12 protein-coding genes are annotated in these 18,026 nt (G+C 68.2%); 3 read left to right on the forward strand and 9 right to left on the reverse strand.

Translation table 11 applies throughout. The features are described from left to right. Positions 1 to 9: 9 nt before the first annotated feature. The 3 genes from peaA to DQG17_RS14180 are packed head-to-tail and all read right to left on the reverse strand — an operon-like array spanning position 10 to position 3,886. Entirely contained in the window at positions 10 to 1,542 is a 1,533-nt protein-coding gene (gene peaA / locus DQG17_RS14170; RefSeq protein WP_116133493.1) for a quinohemoprotein amine dehydrogenase subunit alpha, read from the reverse strand. Continuing rightward, entirely contained in the window at positions 1,539 to 2,873 is a 1,335-nt protein-coding gene (locus DQG17_RS14175; RefSeq protein WP_116133494.1) for an NAD(P)/FAD-dependent oxidoreductase, read from the reverse strand. Before DQG17_RS14175 ends, peaA begins: the two co-directional genes overlap by 4 nt. 2 nt (positions 2,874 to 2,875) lie before the next feature. After that, complete coding sequence (locus tag DQG17_RS14180) at positions 2,876 to 3,886, reverse strand: AraC family transcriptional regulator (protein ID WP_116133495.1); 1,011 nt, start codon at positions 3,884 to 3,886, stop codon at positions 2,876 to 2,878. Positions 3,887 to 4,245: 359 nt separating this feature from the next. On the opposite strand from DQG17_RS14180, the gene DQG17_RS14185 reads away from it, so the two are divergent. After that, a complete protein-coding gene (locus DQG17_RS14185; RefSeq protein ID WP_116133496.1) occupies positions 4,246 to 7,680 on the forward strand; it encodes an indolepyruvate ferredoxin oxidoreductase family protein in 3,435 nt (1,144 codons plus the stop codon). A 45-nt stretch (positions 7,681 to 7,725) separates the two neighbouring features. Here the strand turns inward: DQG17_RS14185 and DQG17_RS14190 are convergent, their stop codons facing one another. Next, the gene (locus DQG17_RS14190; RefSeq protein WP_116133497.1) at positions 7,726 to 8,472 is read right to left on the reverse strand and encodes a TetR/AcrR family transcriptional regulator; all 747 of its coding nucleotides are present in this window, start codon (positions 8,470 to 8,472) and stop codon (positions 7,726 to 7,728) included. Between the two features lie 97 nt (positions 8,473 to 8,569). Here DQG17_RS14190 and DQG17_RS14195 point away from each other — a divergent pair, with 97 nt between their 5' ends. Together DQG17_RS14195 and DQG17_RS14200 are read left to right on the forward strand one after the other, a co-directional pair. Continuing rightward, positions 8,570 to 9,733 (forward strand): efflux RND transporter periplasmic adaptor subunit, encoded by a 1,164-nt coding sequence (locus tag DQG17_RS14195; RefSeq protein WP_116133498.1) that lies wholly within the window; start codon positions 8,570 to 8,572, stop codon positions 9,731 to 9,733. Between the two features lie 55 nt (positions 9,734 to 9,788). Further along, positions 9,789 to 12,905, forward strand: a complete 3,117-nt coding sequence (locus DQG17_RS14200; RefSeq protein WP_116133499.1) for an efflux RND transporter permease subunit — start codon at positions 9,789 to 9,791, stop codon at positions 12,903 to 12,905. Positions 12,906 to 13,025: 120 nt separating this feature from the next. Here DQG17_RS14200 and DQG17_RS14205 read toward each other — a convergent pair whose 3' ends face one another. From DQG17_RS14205 to DQG17_RS14225, 5 genes are all read right to left on the reverse strand, one after another. Then, the gene (locus DQG17_RS14205; RefSeq protein ID WP_116133500.1) at positions 13,026 to 14,639 is read right to left on the reverse strand and encodes a DUF1254 domain-containing protein; all 1,614 of its coding nucleotides are present in this window, start codon (positions 14,637 to 14,639) and stop codon (positions 13,026 to 13,028) included. Positions 14,640 to 14,782: 143 nt separating this feature from the next. Further along, positions 14,783 to 15,445: an adenosylcobinamide amidohydrolase gene (locus DQG17_RS14210; RefSeq protein WP_116133501.1), complete on the reverse strand. Its 663-nt coding sequence runs from the start codon at positions 15,443 to 15,445 to the stop codon at positions 14,783 to 14,785. Further along, on the reverse strand, positions 15,442 to 16,209 hold the full coding sequence (locus tag DQG17_RS14215) for an ABC transporter ATP-binding protein (RefSeq protein WP_116133502.1): 768 nt from the start codon (positions 16,207 to 16,209) through the stop codon (positions 15,442 to 15,444). Before DQG17_RS14215 ends, DQG17_RS14210 begins: the two co-directional genes overlap by 4 nt. Beyond that, complete coding sequence (locus DQG17_RS14220) at positions 16,206 to 17,198, reverse strand: iron ABC transporter permease (RefSeq protein WP_116133503.1); 993 nt, start codon at positions 17,196 to 17,198, stop codon at positions 16,206 to 16,208. Before DQG17_RS14220 ends, DQG17_RS14215 begins: the two co-directional genes overlap by 4 nt. Then, complete coding sequence (locus DQG17_RS14225; protein ID WP_116133504.1) at positions 17,195 to 18,025, reverse strand: ABC transporter substrate-binding protein; 831 nt, start codon at positions 18,023 to 18,025, stop codon at positions 17,195 to 17,197. Before DQG17_RS14225 ends, DQG17_RS14220 begins: the two co-directional genes overlap by 4 nt. Position 18,026 lies beyond the last annotated feature (1 nt).

Raw genomic sequence — 18,026 nt, forward strand, 5'->3', positions numbered from 1 at the left:
TCTGGCCCCTCAGCGGATCGGTGGATCGACAAAGCGTTGCACGGTGACGATCAGTTCGGCATCGCCGGTCACCCCCGCCGCCTCGGCCGTCACGACCAGTTCGCCCGCATTGTTGGTGGAAAACGGCCGGTCCGGGTTGGGGCCTGCGACCGCTGGCATGAAGATGCCGGTCACCGGGTCCATCGTGCCGGCAAAGGCCGCATCCTGCATCGCCTCGGCCACCTCGCCGTGGTTGCTGACGCTCCAGCTTGCCGGCAGCACGCCGATGCGGATGTCGTCCTCGGTGCCCGGCGCGCCATCGGGGCCGTTCCAGAACCCCACCGCCTTGAAATAGGCGGGTGCGGGGTCTGGCACCAACCCGCCGCCGCCACCGACCCGGGCGATGGTAAAGGCAGGCTCGACCTGCAGGCTGTCGACGCTGTCATAAAAGGTCAGGCTGGCCGAAAGCCCCTCGGTCAGGGCGATTTCGACCGGCCCGCTCTCGCCCAGGACCTCGCCCGTGCTGCCATAGGCATTGGCGGTGAAGCCGTCGGCAGGCGGCAGGTCGGCGCCGACGATCTGGACCGACACGCTGCCCGCCGGTGCTGCCTCGGGCAGGGTGCCCAGAACGACCGGGCCGTTGCCCGCCTTGGCGGCCGTGAAGGCGCCGCCGAGGCTGTCCTGCCCGTGCACGAACTGGCGACCCGACAGGAGGCCGGTCGCAGGGTCGATCGCCAGGATCTGGCGCAGCTTCAGGTCGCCGACCATCACGTTGGCGCGCCATTCGTACCCGGAATAGAAGTTCATCGACCCCGTGACCGGCAGCGTCTGGCCGGTTTCGGTCACATAGCTGCCGCTGACGGCAAAGGGGCTTGCCTCGCCCGTCACCTCAAGCGTCCCATAGACCGGCCCGAGGCCCGGAACCTCGGTCAGCACGACCCACTCGCCTGCGGCGGCAGGCTTGTCGGAGGCCAGCCATTCGTCCCAGGCCGGCGCGTCGAAGGGATAGATCTCGGCCAGATAGGGCACGACCTCGTCCTTGGCGATCCGGTACCATTCGCGGTCGCGCGCCGTCGCCTGGTATTCGATCGACGGGTTGTGGCCCATGTGGAATTCGGTGTTCAGGTCCCATTCCTCAGGCGTCATCCGTTGCAGCCCGAACCGGGCGACGGTGTGACAGCGCCCGCACATGGTGTTCAGATCGGCGCCCTGGTCGGCCTCGATCACCGACGGGTCGCGTTCAAGCGCATAGCGGAACGGTTCTGCCTCGGAGGGCGCGAGGCCCTGGGTGTCCGAGAGGTACTGGACCAGCGCCTGCTCTTCGCCGGGCTTCAGCATCAGACCGTTCAGCAGCCGCATCCGCACGATGGTCATCAGCCAGCCCTCGGGGGTCTTGCGGGCGCCGGGGATGCGGGTCAGCCCGCCCGCGCCATCGCTGTGGCAGGCTGCGCATTTCTGCATCACCAGCTCTTCCGAGGCGGCCGCAGGCAGCGCGGTCAAAAGCGGCAGGATCAGGGCCATTGCCGTGGCGGTCAGGAATGGCGGCGTCAAGGGGGGCGTCATGGCTGGGTCTCCACTGGCTGGGTCTCCATTGGCTGAAACGGGGGAACGGGGCCGGCGACGGGCATCCCGCGGCTGGCAAGCCAGGCGTGCAGAAAACCCGCCTCGGCCGGGGAAAACTGGGGCAGCGCGGCGGCAAAGTCCGCGGCCTCGGGCAGCGGACCGGTGCCGAAACGGTCAAGGACCGGGGCAAGCGGCAGGCCGCGGACAAAGGCGGCGCCGGCGGGCTCCTGCGGGGTCAGCAGCACCTCGGCCTCGGTCAACACGCCATCCCGAAGGATCACCTTGCGGGCGCTCTCGGGAGCGGTTCTTTCGGCATGGGCGGGCAGGGCATCGGGCCATGTGGCCCGCACCCGCCAGAAGGCCGTGCCATGGACCGCTGCGGCAAGGGCATGAAAGTCGCGGGATATGCGTGCCTGTCGCCAGAATGTCTCGGTCACGCGGTCGGCATGGAAGCGGCGGGCAAGGTCCTCGCGCCCAGCATCGATGGCTGCCAGCAGCGGCGGCGCCATCAGCGCCGAGGACAGCGCCCAGAACAACCCGTGCCCGGACAATGGGTCGATGGCGACGGCAGCATCGCCGACCCTCAGGCGGGCGGGATCGAGCCGCGGTGCGGTCAGCCGCAGCTCGCAGGCCCGGGCCCTGGCGCCGGCGGGAAACGCCTGCGGCGTGACCCCGGGCTGGGCATGAAACACGGCCCAGGCCGCCGCGGCGCCGTATTTTGCCGCGCTCGCATCAAGGCAAATCTGCACCCAGCGGCGGCCCGTGCCGGTCTCGACCCGCCATTGCCAGCCGAGCGGCGTGGCGACAAGCGCGGTGCCGGGGGCCTGCCGGTCGCCAGCGCCGGCAACCCAGCCAGCGATTGCAATGGTTGCGGGGCCGCGCTGGGCCCGTTCCGTGCTGGGGGCGCGGCGGCCGCGAGCCTCGACAATGTGGCGGGCGCGGATCTCGCCTGCCGAGGTCGATGCGACAGGGCCGCGGACCGAGGCGATTTCTGCTGGGGTGACGCGCACGCCCGATGCGCGGGCGAGTTCCAGCAGGTCGCGGTCGAGTACCTGGCGGTCGACGGGATGTTCGGTGTTGGGTGCAGCCGGTAGCCCGGCCCAGTCGGCGCGGCGGCGCAGGGGCGGCCCGAAAGCCTCCGTGTCGAGCCCCTCGTGGCGCAGCAGCGCGACGACGCGGGGGCTGGCGCCTTCGATCCGCGGCCGCGGGTCGGGCCGGCCGATCAGGTGCACGTGCGCCCCCGCCCGTGCCAGCCGGATCGCGGCGAGGCTGGCTGCAGGACCCGCCCCCAGCACCAGAACCTCGGTCGAGCTTTTCGCGGACTGCGCCATGCTCAGGTCTGCCGCCGGAACTGGGTGGGCGACAGCCCGGCCGCGCGCCGGAACGCCCGGTCAAAGGCAGTCGGGTCGGAATAGCCCAGCTCTTCGGCGATACTGGCGACCGATTGCGTCGAATGCTGCAACCGGTGGCGGGCAACGCCGATGCGGCAATCGGCCAGCACCCGGGAATAAGAGGTCCCGCTTTCGGCAAGCCGCCGGCGCAGGCTGCGCCGCGAACATCCGAGAGCGCGGGCGATGTCTGTCTGGTCGAGCGAGGCCGCGCCGAAGCGTTGCAGGATCAGTTGGCGCACCCGGCCTTCGGGGCCGCTCTGGCCGGCGATCTGGTGCGCGATGCGCCTGGTTTCGGCGCATTCGGCACGAAAGCGGCCCTGATTGCTGTCCGGCATCGGCGCCGACAGGTGGGCCGCGGGAAACTGCATCTCGTTGCAGGCGCCGCCATAGTCCACGCCCTGCCGCGCCCGCAGCATGGCGGCGGCCGCGGTTCTGCCCGCGGCATGTTCGAATATCAGCCGGTCCGGTCGCCAGTCCGGGCCCTTGGCCAGCCACAGCACCCGGCCGATGGCAGCCAGCGTCAGCTCGGCATCCTGATCGCGCGGCCAGATCCGAGGGTCGAGCACCCGATATTGCAGGCGCGCGGTCTCGCCCTCGACCCGCAGGCACAGCTCGGAATGCGCCTGCACCGAGGCGAAGGCGTCGCAAACCAGCCGCAGCGCCGATCCCGCGTTGGGGGCGCTCAGCATGGCGCGCCCGACCGGGCCGAGGTTTGCCAGATCAAAGCGGCTGCCGGTAAGCCAGCCGAAATCGGGCCGGTTCAGGCAGTCGGCCGCGGTCTGCGACAGCGCCACGAAGGCGCGCAGGGGGATTGCGGCGGGAGCCTTGTCGAATGTGTCGGGGCCGAGACCCGCACGCCGCATGACGGCTTGAACGTCGCCGCCGAACCGGCCGATCTGCCGCAGCGGATCGGTGATCGAAGAGGTCACGATGGTCGGCTCGCTGGAGGTCACGTCGGGTCCGCTGGCTTGGGGCTGATCTGAACTTCACGTTTGCATCACTCTTTTGCGAGGCTCGCGCGGATTGCATGGCTGGGGGAAGGCTGCTGCCGTGTCCGGGACAATGAATGCGTGAAACTTGAGCACGAATTGTCCGAAAATGTCAGGTCGCGTCCCCTGGCTGCGCAGCTTGCGGACGCTGCCGGCCCGCGCGGCCCCGAATCCGGGACGCGGGGCCGACGGGGTGCGGAAGCGCCCGGTCTGATCGCAGCGGGCGGGCGCGGGCTCCAGCCGTCTATTGTCGATCCGGCCACCCCTGTGTCAGGCTCTGCTCGGGGGGTGGAGCCCCTTGGGGAGGAGACGGCGCCGTGCGGATGCAGGACGTGACGCTGGAGGATAAATATGCCCTGAAGCGGGGGCGCGTTTTCGTGACCGGGAGCCAGGCGCTGGCGCGGCTGCCGATGTTGCAGCGCGACCGCGACGTGTTGGCGGGGCTGAACACCGCGGGCTTCATCTCGGGCTATCGCGGCTCGCCGCTTGGCGGCTACGACATGGCGCTGTGGAAGGCGGCCGCGCATCTGGAGGCAGCGCATGTCCGGTTTCAGCCCGGTCTGAACGAGGATCTGGCCGCGACCGCGGTCTGGGGCACCCAGCAGGTCGGGATGGGCGGGCGGTCGCAATATGACGGGGTCTTTGCCATCTGGTACGGCAAGGGGCCGGGGGTCGACCGTTCGGGCGACGTGTTCAAACATGGCAACATGGCGGGCACCGCACCCCATGGGGGCGTGCTGGCGCTGTTCGGCGACGATCCGATGGCGAAATCCTCGACCGTCCCGCATCAGAGCGAACCGGCGCTGATCGCGGCCGGAATGCCCGTCTTCGATCCCGCTTCGATCCAGGAATACCTCGATTTCGGGCTGATGGCCTTTGCGCTGTCTCGGTTCTCGGGGCTGTGGACCGGGATGAAGTGCATCACGGACATAGTCGAGGGCTCGGCCTCGGTCACGATCGACCCGTTGGCAGCGGCTTTCGTGACACCGGGGGATTTTGTCCTGCCCGAGGGCGGTGTGCATATCCGCCCGCATGAATGGGGGGTCGGGCCCGAACGGCGTCTGGTCGAGGTCAAGCTGCCTGCGGCGCTGGCCTTCGTGCGGGCGAATGGCTGGAACCGGGCGACGCATCTGGCGCCGCGGCGGCGGATCGGCGTGATCGCGGCGGGCAAGTCCTGGGCCGACCTGATGGCGGCGCTGGAGGATCTGGGGCTCGACGCAAAGGGCCTCGATGCGCTGGGGATCAGCGTCTGGAAGCCTGCGGTGACCTGGCCGCTGGAGCCCGAGGGGCTGCGCGCCTTTGCGGCGGGTCACGAGACCCTGCTGGTGATCGAGGAAAAACGGCCGCTGATCGAGGATCAGGTGGCGCGGATCCTCTATGACCTGCCCGACCGGCCGCAGATCCTGGGCAAGGCCGATGCCGCGGGCCGGCCGCTGCTGCCGGGCTTTGGCGAGTTGACAGAGCGGGTGATCGCCCGGACGCTGGCGCGCCTGCTGGTCGCGGACGCGCCCGAAGGGCTGCGCCCGCAGCTTGACCGGGCGCTGCAGGCGGCCCCCGCACCCGCCGCGGCGGCGGCGCGGCGTACGCCCTGGTTCTGTGCGGGCTGCCCGCACAACAGCTCGACCCTGGTGCCCGAGGGCAGCCGGGCCTTCGCCGGGATCGGTTGCCACACCATGGCGCTGTTCATGCCGAACCGGCATACCGAGGGCTTTACCCAGATGGGCGGCGAGGGCGCGCAGTGGATCGGGCAGGCGGCGTTCTCGAAGGACCGGCACGTGTTCCAGAACCTCGGCGACGGCACCTATTGCCATTCGGGATCGCTTGCCATCCGTGCCGCCGTCGCGGCCGGCGTCAACATCACCTACAAGATCCTGTTCAACGATGCGGTCGCGATGACGGGCGGCCAGCCGGTGGACGCGCCGCTGACACCCTGGGGCATCACCCGGCAGGTCGCGGCCGAAGGCGTTGCACGCATTGTCGTCGTCACCGACCGGCCCGAAAACTATCCGCCCGGAACCCCATGGGCCGAGGGCGTCACGATCCACCACCGGCGCGAGATCGACGCGGTTCAGCGTGACCTGCGCGAGGTGCCGGGCGTCACGGTGTTGCTTTACGACCAGACCTGCGCGGCCGAGAAGCGCCGCCGCCGCAAGCGCGGCACCTATCCCGACCCGGCGGAGCGGATCTTCATCAACCCCGCTGTCTGCGAGGGTTGCGGCGACTGCGGGATAAAGTCGAACTGTGTCGCGATACGGCCGCTCGAGACCGCGTTCGGCCGCAAGCGGCAGATCGACCAGTCGAGCTGCAACAAGGATTTCTCCTGCGTCGCGGGTTTTTGCCCAAGCTTCGTGACCGTGCACGGGGCCGAGCCGCGCAAGCCCGCGCCTCGGGCCGGTGACGATCTGGCGGGCCTTCTGGCCGCGATGCCGGACCCCGACCTGCCGGCGCTGGGGGCGGGCTTCAACATCCTTGTCACCGGCATCGGGGGCACGGGCGTCGTGACCGTGGGCGCGTTGCTTGGCATGGCCGCGCATCTGTCGGGGCTGGGCGCGTCGGTTTTGGACCAGACCGGGCTCGCGCAGAAGAACGGGGCCGTGACCAGCCACGTTCGGATCGGCCCCGACCCCGCGGCGCTGCATGGCACGCGGATCCCGGCCGGGCATGTCGATCTGGTGATCGGCTGCGACATGGTGGTGGCAGCGGGCGCCGAGGCGATGGCGCTGCTGTCGCCGGGGCGCACCCGGGTCGTTCTGAACGACCGGGTCACGCCGCTGGCAAGTTTTGCGCTCGACCCCGACGAGTTCCAGGACGGCCCGGCGATCGTGGCCGCCCTTGGCGCGGCGCTACACCCGGCGGCGGTGGCGACGGTGGCGTCGGACCGGCTTGCCAGGACGTTGCTTGGCGATGCGATCTTTGCCAACCCCTTCCTTTTGGGCTTTGCCTGGCAGAAGGGGCTGATCCCGCTGGGACGGGCGGAACTGGAACAGGCGATCCGGCTGAACGGCACGGCGGTCGCGCGCAACCTCGCCGCCTTTGGCTGGGGTCGGGTGGCGGCGCAGGACCCGGATCGGGTCGCGGCCCTTGCCGACCAGGGCGGCGCAGAACAACTGCCGATGACGCTCGACGCGCTGATCGACCACCGTGTCGCCCACCTGACCGGCTATCAGGACCCGAAACTCGCCCGCCGCTATTGCGACCGGGTCGACCGGGTGCGCGCGCTCGAAGCGCGGCTCTTGCCGGGGCAGGAGGAGCTGAGCCGCGCGGTCGCCTGGAATTATGCCAAGCTGCTGGCCTTCAAGGACGAATACGAGGTGGCGCGGCTTTATGCCGATCCGGCCTTTGCGACCGCGCTGGCCGAGCGGTTCGAGACGCCGGAGCGTCTGAGTTTCCATCTTGCCCCGCCGATTCTGGCGCGAATTGATCCGGCCACGGGCGAGCCTGTGAAGCGGGTGTTCGGCCCCTGGATCCTGCGGCTTTTCCGGCTGCTCGCGGGCCTTCGCGGGTTGCGGGGCACGCCGTTCGATCCCTTCGGATACACGGCCGAGCGGCGGCAGGAGCGGCAGTTGATCCGCGACTATGAAAGCTGGCTGGAGGCGCTGGAGGCCGGATTGACGCCCCAGACCGCGGCCGACTGGCTGGCATTGCTGAGCCTGCCCGAGCGAATCCGCGGTTTTGGCCCGGTCAAGGCGCGGGCGCTGACCGCGCTCGCACCCGAGCGGCAGGCGCTGACTGTCCGGCTGGGGCTGGCCCAAGCCTGAGGTTCACGGGGACGGCGCGGAGCGGCGCCTGCCGGCAGGTCTGTCTCAGGGCGGCAGCCCGGTGCCCGCGCCCGTTGCCGGGCCCGCCAACCCGCGCAGGAAGATCGCGATGGCAAGTTCGCGACGTTCGGCCGAACAGGCGGGGTCCGGGTGCGACAGGTCGGATCTCAGCAGCTTCGGGATCGGGTTCTCGAATGTCATGTCGACCAGGATCCGCGCGGCCAGCGGGATCTGATCCTCGGGCAGCGCGATCTCGCCCGTGCGCACGCCGATGTCGATCTCGGTCGCGATGTTGCGCACCAGAACCCCGAACCCCTCGTCACAGGCCCGCCGCGCCAGATCAGGGAATGCCTTGGCCGAGGTGATTATGGTCCGCAGCAGTTCGATCTTGTAGTTCTCGGCCCCCGGCACGGTGTTCACCGTCATCAGCCGCCGCAGCCGGTCGGCCAGCGGCAGGGCACGGGCCGTGTCGTCGAGCGGGCGAAAGATCGCCCGGCTGACATGGGTGATCGCGGCCTCGAGCAGCGCCTCGCGGCTGTCGAACATCCCGTAGATCGTGCGCTTGGACATGCCGGCCCGGTCCGAGACAGCGGTCATCGTGACCTCGTCTAGGCGACGTTCCGACAGCAGTTCGGCAGTGGCGGTCAGAAGCAGTTCCTGGCGGCGTTCGGGTTCTATCTGTACCGGACGGCCCCGACGCCGCGGTCCTTTCGGGTTGCCCGATTCAGGACATCTGCAGGACATTCTCTTCCCTTTCACGGCGCTTTGCGGAATTTCTCGCGCCCGCAGCATACAACGCCTTTACAAAACCTGCCGGTATCCTTAATCAAAATCAAGTGCCATCGTGGCGGAGCCACTCCGCCGGTCCCCATTTCACCGAAGCGAGATCATGCGACACCGATTGTCCCCCCTTGCAGGTTCCCTGTTTGCTGCCGTTCTTGCCCTTGTCGGACTGGCCGATGTCGCCGCCGCACAGGGTGCGCCGTCGTCGATGCCGCCGCCGCATGTGACGGTGGTAACGCTCAAGGCCGAGGACGTGACCCTGACGATGCCCTTGCCGGGCCGCGTCACCGCCTCGCGAGTGGCCGAAGTGCGCCCGCAGGTCAATGGACTGATTACCGAACGGCTGTTTGAAGAAGGCCGGCCGGTGAAGGAGGGCGATGCGCTCTATCGTATCGACGACGCCACCTATGCCGCGCTGAAAGCGGCCGCTTCCGCCGGTCTGGCGCAGGCCGAGGCTCAGCTGAAGCAGGCCGAGCAGGAGGTCACGCGTCAGGAGACGCTGCTGCAGCGCTCGGTGTCGAGCCAGCAGAACTATGACGATGCGATCGCGGCACGCGATGTCGCGGCGGCCTCGGTCAAGGTGGCCGAGGCAAATCTGCTGTCGGCCGAGATCGATCTGGACCGCACGACGATTCGCGCCCCGATCTCGGGCGCCGCCGGCCTGAGTCAGGTGACCGAGGGCGCGCTGGTGACATCGGGGCAGTCGACGCCCTTGACGGTGATCCGCACGCTGAACCCGGTCAATGTGGACGTTACCCAGTCTTCGGCCGAACTGCTGCGCTGGCGGCGGTCGGCCGAGATGACGGGAACCGACGCCCGCGACGACGCGGTGCTGACCTTGCGGCTGGCCGATGGCAGCACCTATGAGCAGACCGGAAAGATCTCGGCGGCCGAGCCGCATGTGAACGAACAGACCGGGGTGATCGTGCTGCGGCTTGCCTTTGACAATCCCGACGGCTTGTTGCTGCCGGGGATGTATGTGCAGGTCGAGGTGCCGCAGACCGTGGTGCACGACGCGATCCTTGCCCCGCAGGAGGGTGTGACCCGCGACCGTCGCGGCAAGCCGCTGGCGATGGTCGTCAATGCCGACAATGTGGTCGAGGCCCGCGAACTGACGGTGCAGCGCGACAGCGGTCCGTTCTGGGTGGTGACCGGCGGGCTCGCGTCGGGCGACCGGATTGTCGTCGCCGGGCTGCAAAAGATCGCGCCTGGCCAGACCGTCGTTCCCGAAGAGCGCACACCAGAACCCGCCGCAGACGCCGCCAACTGACACCACGGCCGCCCGACGCCGACCTTTTCCGCAATGCTTTGCAGGACGTTTCCCCATGGCTCGCTTTTTCATCGACAGGCCGGTCTTTGCCTGGGTCATCTCGATCCTCATCATGGGGGTGGGCCTGCTGTCGATCCTGACCCTGCCGATCGCCCAGTATCCCCAGATCGCGCCACCCTCGGTCCGGATCTCGGCGACCTATCCCGGCGCCTCGGCCGAGACAGTGGCCAATACCGTCACCCAGGTCATCGAACAGGAGATGACCGGGCTCGACGGGATGCGATACATGTCGTCGAGTTCGACATCGGCCGGGACCTCCTCGATCACCTTGACCTTCGAGACCGGGACCGACCCCGACGTCGCCCAGGTCCAGGTGCAGAACAAGCTGGCACAGGCGACGCCCTCGCTGCCCGAAACGGTGCAGCGACTGGGTGTCCGGGTCGAAAAGGCCTCGTCCTCGTTCTTCATGGTGATCGCGCTGATCTCGGAGGACGGTTCGCTCGATCAGGCGGACCTGTCGGACTATCTCGACACCACGCTTGTTGACGAATTCAGCCGGATCGATGGAGTTGGCGGCAGCCAGGTCTTTGGCGCGCCCTATGCGATGCGGATCTGGCTCGATCCCTCGAAGCTGTCCGCCTATGAACTGACGCCCACAGACGTGGTGCAGGCGGTTTCGGCCCAGAACGCCCAGATCTCGGCCGGCGCCTTCGGCACGTTGCCGGCGCCCGATGGCCAGGAACTGAACGCCACCATCTCTGCCCAGTCGCTGCTGACCACGCCCGAGGATTTCGAAAACATCGTTCTGCGGGCCGAGACCGACGGCGGCCTCGTGCTGCTCAAGGACGTCGCCTCGGTCGAGATCGGGGCGCAGGACTATTCGATCATCGCGCGTTTCAACGGCAAGCCGGCCTCGGGCATGGCGCTGCAGCTTGCCTCGGGCGCAAACGCGCTGGATACAGCCGACCGTGTGAAGACGAAACTCGAGGAATATTCCAAGTTCTTCCCCGAGGGCGTGAGCTATGTGATCCCCTACGACACCACGCCGTTCATCCGGATCTCGATCCACGAGGTCGAGAAGACCCTGTTCGAGGCCATCGTCCTGGTGTTCTTCGTGATGCTGCTGTTCTTGCAGAACTTCCGTGCCACGATCATTCCAACGCTTGCGGTGCCGGTCGTCATCATGGGGACATTCGCGGTCCTCAGTGTCGCGGGTTTCACCATCAACACGCTGACGATGCTGGCCATGGTGCTGGCGATCGGTCTGCTGGTCGACGATGCCATCGTGGTTGTCGAGAACGTCGAACGGATCATGGAGGAAGAGGGGCTGGGTCCCCGCGAGGCCACGCGCAAGTCGATGGATCAGATCACCGGCGCCCTGATTGGTGTTGCCCTCGTGCTGTCGGCGGTGTTCGTGCCGATGGCGTTCTTCGGCGGCTCGACCGGCGTGATCTATCGACAATTCGCGGTGACCATCGTTTCGGCGATGACGCTGTCGGTGATCGTGGCCTTGACGCTGACGCCGGCGCTTTGCGCCACGATCCTGAAGGCGAAGGACGCCCATCACGCCCGCCGCGGACCGCTCGGCTGGTTCAACCGCGGGTTCGAGGGGCTGACGCGTGGCTATACCGCGACCGTGGGCTATGTCATTCGCCGTCCGGTGCGGATCCTGCTGATCTATCTGGCGATGGGCGCCAGCATCTGGTGGCTGTTTGCCAACACGCCGACAGGCTTCCTGCCAGACGAGGATCAGGGCATCCTGATCACGCTGATCCAGGGGCCGACCGGGGCAACCGCCGAACGGACCGAAAGTGTCGTTGACGATGTGACGCAGTATTATCTGGGCGCCGAGAAGGAGGATGTCGCCTCGGTCTTCGGCGTCGTCGGGTTCTCGTTCGCCGGACGCGGCCAGAACGCGGGTCTTGCCTTTGTGCGGATGAAGGACTGGGACGAGCGCCCGGCCCCCGACCAGAGCGTGCAGGCGGTTGCCCGCCGGTCGTTCGGCGCCTTCATGGGCGTCCAGGACGCCAACGTCTATCCGATCGTGCCGCCCTCGGTGATCGAACTTGGCAACGTCTCGGGCTTTGACTTCTACCTGCAGGCCGTCGGCGGGCAGACCCACGAGCAACTGCTTGAGGCACGCAACCAGCTTCTGGGCATGGGGATGCAGAGCCCGCTGATCGCCTCGATCCGGCCCTCGGGGCTCGAGGATGCCTCTCAGTTCGCGCTCGACATCGACTGGCGTGCCGCGGGTGCAGTCGGCGTATCGCCGGCCGATGTCGGCGATACCCTGTCGATTGCCTGGGCCGGAAAGTACGTGAACGACTTCAACGACAACGGGCGGATCAAGCGGGTCTATGTCCAGGGTCGACCCGACTCGCGCGCCGTGCCATCGGACATGCACAAGTGGCGGGTGCGCAATGCCACCGGCGATCTGGTGCCCTTCGCCAACTTCACGGAGGAAAACTGGACCTATGGGGCGCAGAGCCTGTCCCGCTATAACGGGATCCCGTCGATGCAGCTTCAGGGGTCGCCCCCGCCCGGCGTGACCACCGGCGAAGCCATGGCCGCGATCGAACAGATGGTGCAGCAATTGCCGCCGGGCTACACCGTCGCCTGGACCGGGCTGTCGCTGGAAGAACGCGAATCCGGGGGACAGGCGCCAATGCTTTATGCCCTGTCGCTGGCAGCGATCTTCCTGTGCCTCGCGGCGCTGTACGAAAGCTGGGCCATTCCGTTCTCGGTCATCCTTGCGATGCCGATCGGGGTCATGGGCACTCTGTTCGCGGCGCACCAGTTCGGGTTCGAGAATGGCGTGTTCTTCCAGGTCGGCCTGCTGACGGTGATCGGCCTGACGGGCAAGAACGCGATCCTGATCGTCGAATTTGCCCGCGATCGCTATGACGCAGGCGAACGCCTGTTCGATGCGCTGATCGAGGCGGCGCGGCAGCGCTTCCGCCCGATCATCATGACCTCGATGGCATTCTCGCTGGGCGTGGTGCCGCTGGTGCTGTCGACCGGCGCGGGCTCTGGCGGCCGGACTGCGGTCGGTGCCGCGGTGCTGGGCGGAACGCTGACCGGTACGATCCTCGGCGTGATCTTCGTGCCGCTGTTCTTCTCGGTGGTCATGCGGGTTTTCGTGAAACGGCGTGACGAGACCAGCCCGGTGTGACGCGCCGTACCGGCCCGGTGACGGTGCCCAAATGCCCGCAACACGAAAAACGCCCCTGCCGATACCGGCAGGGGCGTTTCCTTTGGTGCAGCGCGGCGCGGTCGCGGCGCCGCTGCCGGTTCAGTTTACCGGTTCGATCTCGGTCGGCCGCCAGGATTTGTCGAAGAACGACGGCAGCGGGCTGTAGAGCCGCAGGATGGTAAACCAGCCCTTCGCCGGGTCGGTCTGGATCCAGTTGCCGCGCGCCACGCCTTCGGGCTGTTCGGGGGCGAACCAGACCGTGGTCGCGCCGTCCTCGGCCGCCTCTGCCGCGGGCGAGGGGTAGCTCTGGGACCCGGCGCGGGGGTATTTCTGCGGCGTCTGCAGCATCGAACGGGTCTGGTTGTCATAGACCGTGAAGGACCAGAACGCCCTGGCCGGGATATCCTTGGGCAGCGTCACCTTGTAGGTCTTGGCGCCGTCGAATACCTCGCCGTCCGCATCGACGAAGCCCATCAGATACTGCGATCCGACGCCGGGGATGTTCATGATCATGCCGGGGCTGTCGAGCGTGTAGCCATAGTAAAAGGCCGTGCGCGAATCGAGCGTGCGGGCCCCGGTCGGCGGCAGCGGCTTGAACATGCCGTCCTGATACGCGGGCGGCGGGGTCTCGAAGAAGGCGCCGCCCTCCCAAAGCATGCTGCTCCACATCGAACCGGGGTAATAGGCCCAGTCCGGGTGAGCGCCGTAGGGGCGCCAGTTCAGCACCCGTCCGGACGCATTGCCGACGGCGGCGGCGTCGGTCAGGATCTTTTTCATCCGCTCGTCCGGCGCGAAGTCCTTGCCCTTGACGATGCCGATAGCGGCGAGCTGGCCCGCGAGTTCCGGATCATAGCTCGTCGCCGGTTCGTTCTGGACGTTTTCGTTGATCATCTCGAAGAAGCCGAAGTCGCTCGGCGGGATCGTGTTGTACGCCTTGCCGGTGCCCTCGATGAACGTCGTCTCGGGAACCTTGGGCTCGCCGGCCAGCTTCACGCCGCCCTCCAGCGCCGTCGCGATGCTGGTGCCGTAGGAGCCGGGCACATAGGGGTAGATCTTCAGGTTCGCCTTGATGTTGTCCACAGCGGGTTTCGGGTCGTTGTCGACGAGGTAGGCGCGCGACGCATAGAGCACGTGGTTGGTCTTGGAATGGGCGATGAAATAGCCGCCCTCGGGCAGCGGCCCGTCATAATCCGGGCCGACGATCAGGTACTTGCCACCCAGCCCGCGGTCCGGACCGGGACCGCCGATGTCGATGATCCATGAAAACCACATGTCATTGATGGTCCCGACCGAGTCGGACGGCTGTTCGATCACCATCGGACCCTGCGTCAGGTTGATCCCGCTCAGGTAATAGACCGTGTCCGCATTGGCGGTCAGATAGAGCGAAGAGGAGTCCATCAGTTCGGAAAAGATGATGACGTCGTTATCCTTGGCACCGATGCTGGCGGCGCCTTTCAGCAGCGCCAGCGCGGAGGCGCCGCGGAAGCTGTTGTTGTAGACGTTCAGTGCGCGCGTGAAGTCGAGCGCATCGAAAACCTTCTGCGCGGTTTCGGCGCTGGGTGCGCCGTCCCTGAAGGTCAGCGTGCCGACACTCGTCTCGAGGCTGTCGGGCGCGCCGAGCGCGGTGACGGTTTCGGTCGAGACATCCGCCCAGGCGGAGCCGAAGGACAGGGTCACCGCCAATGTGCTGACGGTAATTCTTTTAAATTTCATAATGATAGCTCCCATATCTCTGGAATGCCTGTGCGATTTCGGTTCTATAACACGGTTTTCAGGACCAACTACGTGCCATTTCGTGCCATTCAGACGCGGGTGCGAACACAAAGACGCGTGGGCGAGGATAGCGCTATCGCGGGTCAATCCTGCGGCACGCCGCTCAGATCGGGGCGGGTTTCGAGCCAATGGGCACATCCGGCGGCGACGGCGTCAAAGGTGGCGCGGCCGATGGCTTCGCCCACCGCGGTATGGAGACCGGCAAAGGGCCCGTCCCCCGGCGGGACGGCCAGCGCGATGCAGTCTGTGCCGGTGCCGGTGGCGGGACCTTCGGGCAGGTTGAACCCGGCCGCGATCACCGCCGCGGTTCGCGCCTCGGTCGCGATGCTCAGTGCCTCGATCTGGCCGGCTTCGCTCAGCCCGGCGCTGCAGGACAGGGCGATATTGATGGTGCCGAAGCGGGCCGGATCGAACCGCTGGCGGTGCCCGACGCGCTCGGCGTTCGACAGGCCCACCGTGGCAAGGCACTGCGCGGCGATGCCCTCGGCCTCGGCATGGGTCAGCCGATAGCTTGCGATGCTGCGCGAGGTCAGAAGCGCCGGAGCGTCCGACAATCCGGCCTCTGCCAGCGCAGCGTTCAGCCAGGCGGCGGCGTCCAGATCGGGCGGCAGGTCGCGGTTGCGCACCTCGCGGAAGACGATACGCGAGGCGGTGACAAAGCCCGGACGGTTCAGCGCCCAGCTCAGCACGCGGTGCGGCGCGGCAAGATCGGCGATCAGCCAGGGACCGGTGTGGGTCACCTTCATGGCCGCAGGCCCGAGCGCGACAGCGGCTGCAGAACCAGGCCATCGGCGGTATCGGCGAGAAAGGCGGTGATGCCGAAGACAGCGGCCAGTCGGTCGGGCGAAAGCACCTCGGCCGGTGGGCCGTCGGCGACAACCCGCCCCGCCGCCATCAGCACGAGGCGGCTGCAATACCGCGCCGCGAGCCCCAGATCGTGCAGCGAGACCACGACGCCGCAGCCTTCGGCGGCGAGGTCGTTGAAAACCTCCATCGTCGCAATCTGGTGGCCGGGGTCGAGCCCGGCGATGGGCTCGTCGGCCAGAAGCAGCGGCGCCTCCTGCGCCAATGCCCGCGCAAGCAGCACGCGCGCCTGTTCGCCACCCGACAGCCGTGTCGCGATACGTTTGCGAAAACCGCCCAGATCCATGCGCGCGAGCGCCCGTTCGACCGCGGCGGCATCCTTGGCCGACAGCGCGGACAGTCCGGCGCCGTGCGGCACCCGGCCAAGCGCGACCAGGGTTTCAACGTCGACCGGCCAGGCGATCTCGCGCCCCTGTGGCAGCCAGGCGGCGTGGCGGGCGCGGGCGGCGGGCGGCATCTGGCTTAGCGACGAACGGCCCGTATGCGGCAAAAGCCCCAGCGCGCCGCGCAGCAGCGTGGTCTTGCCGGCCCCGTTCGGACCGATCAGGCCCACGACCTCGCCCGCGTCGATGGCAAGCGACACCGCATCGACCACCGGGCATTGCCCGCGCAGCACGGTCACGGCGTCGAGCGTCAGCAGGCTCATTCCAGATCCCTTCGGGTCCGATAGACCAGATGCAGAAACAGCGGCGCGCCGACGATGGCGGTCAGAACGCCAAGTTTCAGGTCGCGCCCGGGCAGCACGATCCGCACCGCAATGTCGGCGGCCAGCACCATCGCGGCCCCGCCAAGCGCCGAGGCGGCGAGCAAGCGCCCGGGCCGGGCGCCGACCGCGCCGCGCAGCAGGTGAGGGACCACAAGGCCGACAAATCCGATCGTGCCGGCGACAGCGGTCGCGGCCCCCACCATGGCGGCGGTGCCCGCGACCAGCATCAGCCTGAGCCTGCCAAGCCGGGTGCCAAGGGCGGCTGCCGCATCCTCGCCCAGCGTCAGGGTGTCAAGCCCGCGCGCCAGCGGCAACAGCAGGGCGGCGCCACCGGCCATGAAGGGCAGGGCCAGCGCCACATGCAGGAACGAGCGGTCGGCAAGCGAGCCCAGCATCCAGAACACGATGTCCGACGCCGCAAAGGGATTGGGCGACAGGTTCAGCACCAGCGAGGTCAGCGCACCCGCAAGCGCCGAGATCGCGATGCCGGCAAGGATCAGCGTCAGCGAATCGCCGCGCGGCCCGGCCAGCGCCAGCAGCAGGCCGACCGCGATCCCGGCGCCGGCAAGGGCGGCAAGCGGCAGCGCCAGGGCGAAGGACGCGGCAACACCGGTCTGGATCGCCAGCACCGCGCCAAGGGCGGCAGAGCCGCTGACCCCGATCAGTCCCGGTTCGGCCAGGGGGTTGCGCAGATAGCCCTGCATCGCCGCCCCCGACAGCCCGAGACTGGCGCCGACCATGACGCCAAGGAGCGCCCGCGGCAGCCGGATCTCGCGCATCACAAGCGTCATCGGACCGCCGTCGTCGTGAAACAGCGCGGCAAGGCCGCGGCCCGGCGAGATCCCGGCCGGACCGATCAGAAGCGAGACCAGAAACAGCGCCACGACCAGCGCGGCAAGTCCGGCGAGCAGCCGAGGGAAGGGGATCATGGCGTGCGCCCCAGATCCTTGCGCGCCTCTGCAAGCCGCGCAATGGCGCGCAGCACCTGCGGCGTGCCACAGACCCAGTCTGCGTCGGTAAGGGGGGCAGTTCCGGCCGCCTCGCGCAGGGCTTCAAGTGCGGGGTGATCCAGCACTTCGCCCGCACGCGCGGCGCCGGGCTGGCGGGTCGGCAGCACCACCATGTCGGGATCGAGCATCACCAGCCGCTCCAGCGGCAGGAAACCCGAAACGTTGAGCCCGGCCTCGGCGGCAGCATTCTCGAACCCCGCGGCATCGAGGATCGCACCGGCAAGGCTCGCCGGGCCGGAGGTATAGCCCTGTTCGGCATAGATCGCGGCGCGCGGGCGACCTGCCGCGGGGTCGCGCAGCGCGGCAAGCCCGGCGTCGAAATCGGCCACCAGTCGTTGGGCCTCAGCCTCGCGGCCGAGCAGGTGGCCCATCGTGGCGATCCGGTCGCGGACGTCAGCCAGCGAATAGGCCGGCGGCATGGTTTCGACCGGAATGCTCAGCCGGCGCAGCATCGCGACCGAGGGCCGGGCGGTGAAGGTGCCCGCAAGCACCAGATCGGGGTCGAGCAGGAAGACCTCCTCCGCTCCGGCATGGTTCACCGGGAAGTCCCGCGCCGCCTCGACCATGGCCGAACTGCGCGGGTCCTGGGACAGATCGGAGACCGACACCAGTTGCCCCGGCGCCGCCAGCAGGATCGCAAGCTGGTCGGTGCAAAGGTTCATCGACACCACCCGCCCGGGCGCGGCCTGCCCCGCGCCGGCAAGGGCGAGGGTCAGGACGGCAGCAAGGGCGGGCGGGCAGCGCATG

The organism is Tropicimonas sp. IMCC34043, assembly GCF_003390845.1.
In the GTDB taxonomy this organism is placed as follows: Bacteria; Pseudomonadota; Alphaproteobacteria; order Rhodobacterales; family Rhodobacteraceae; genus Tropicimonas.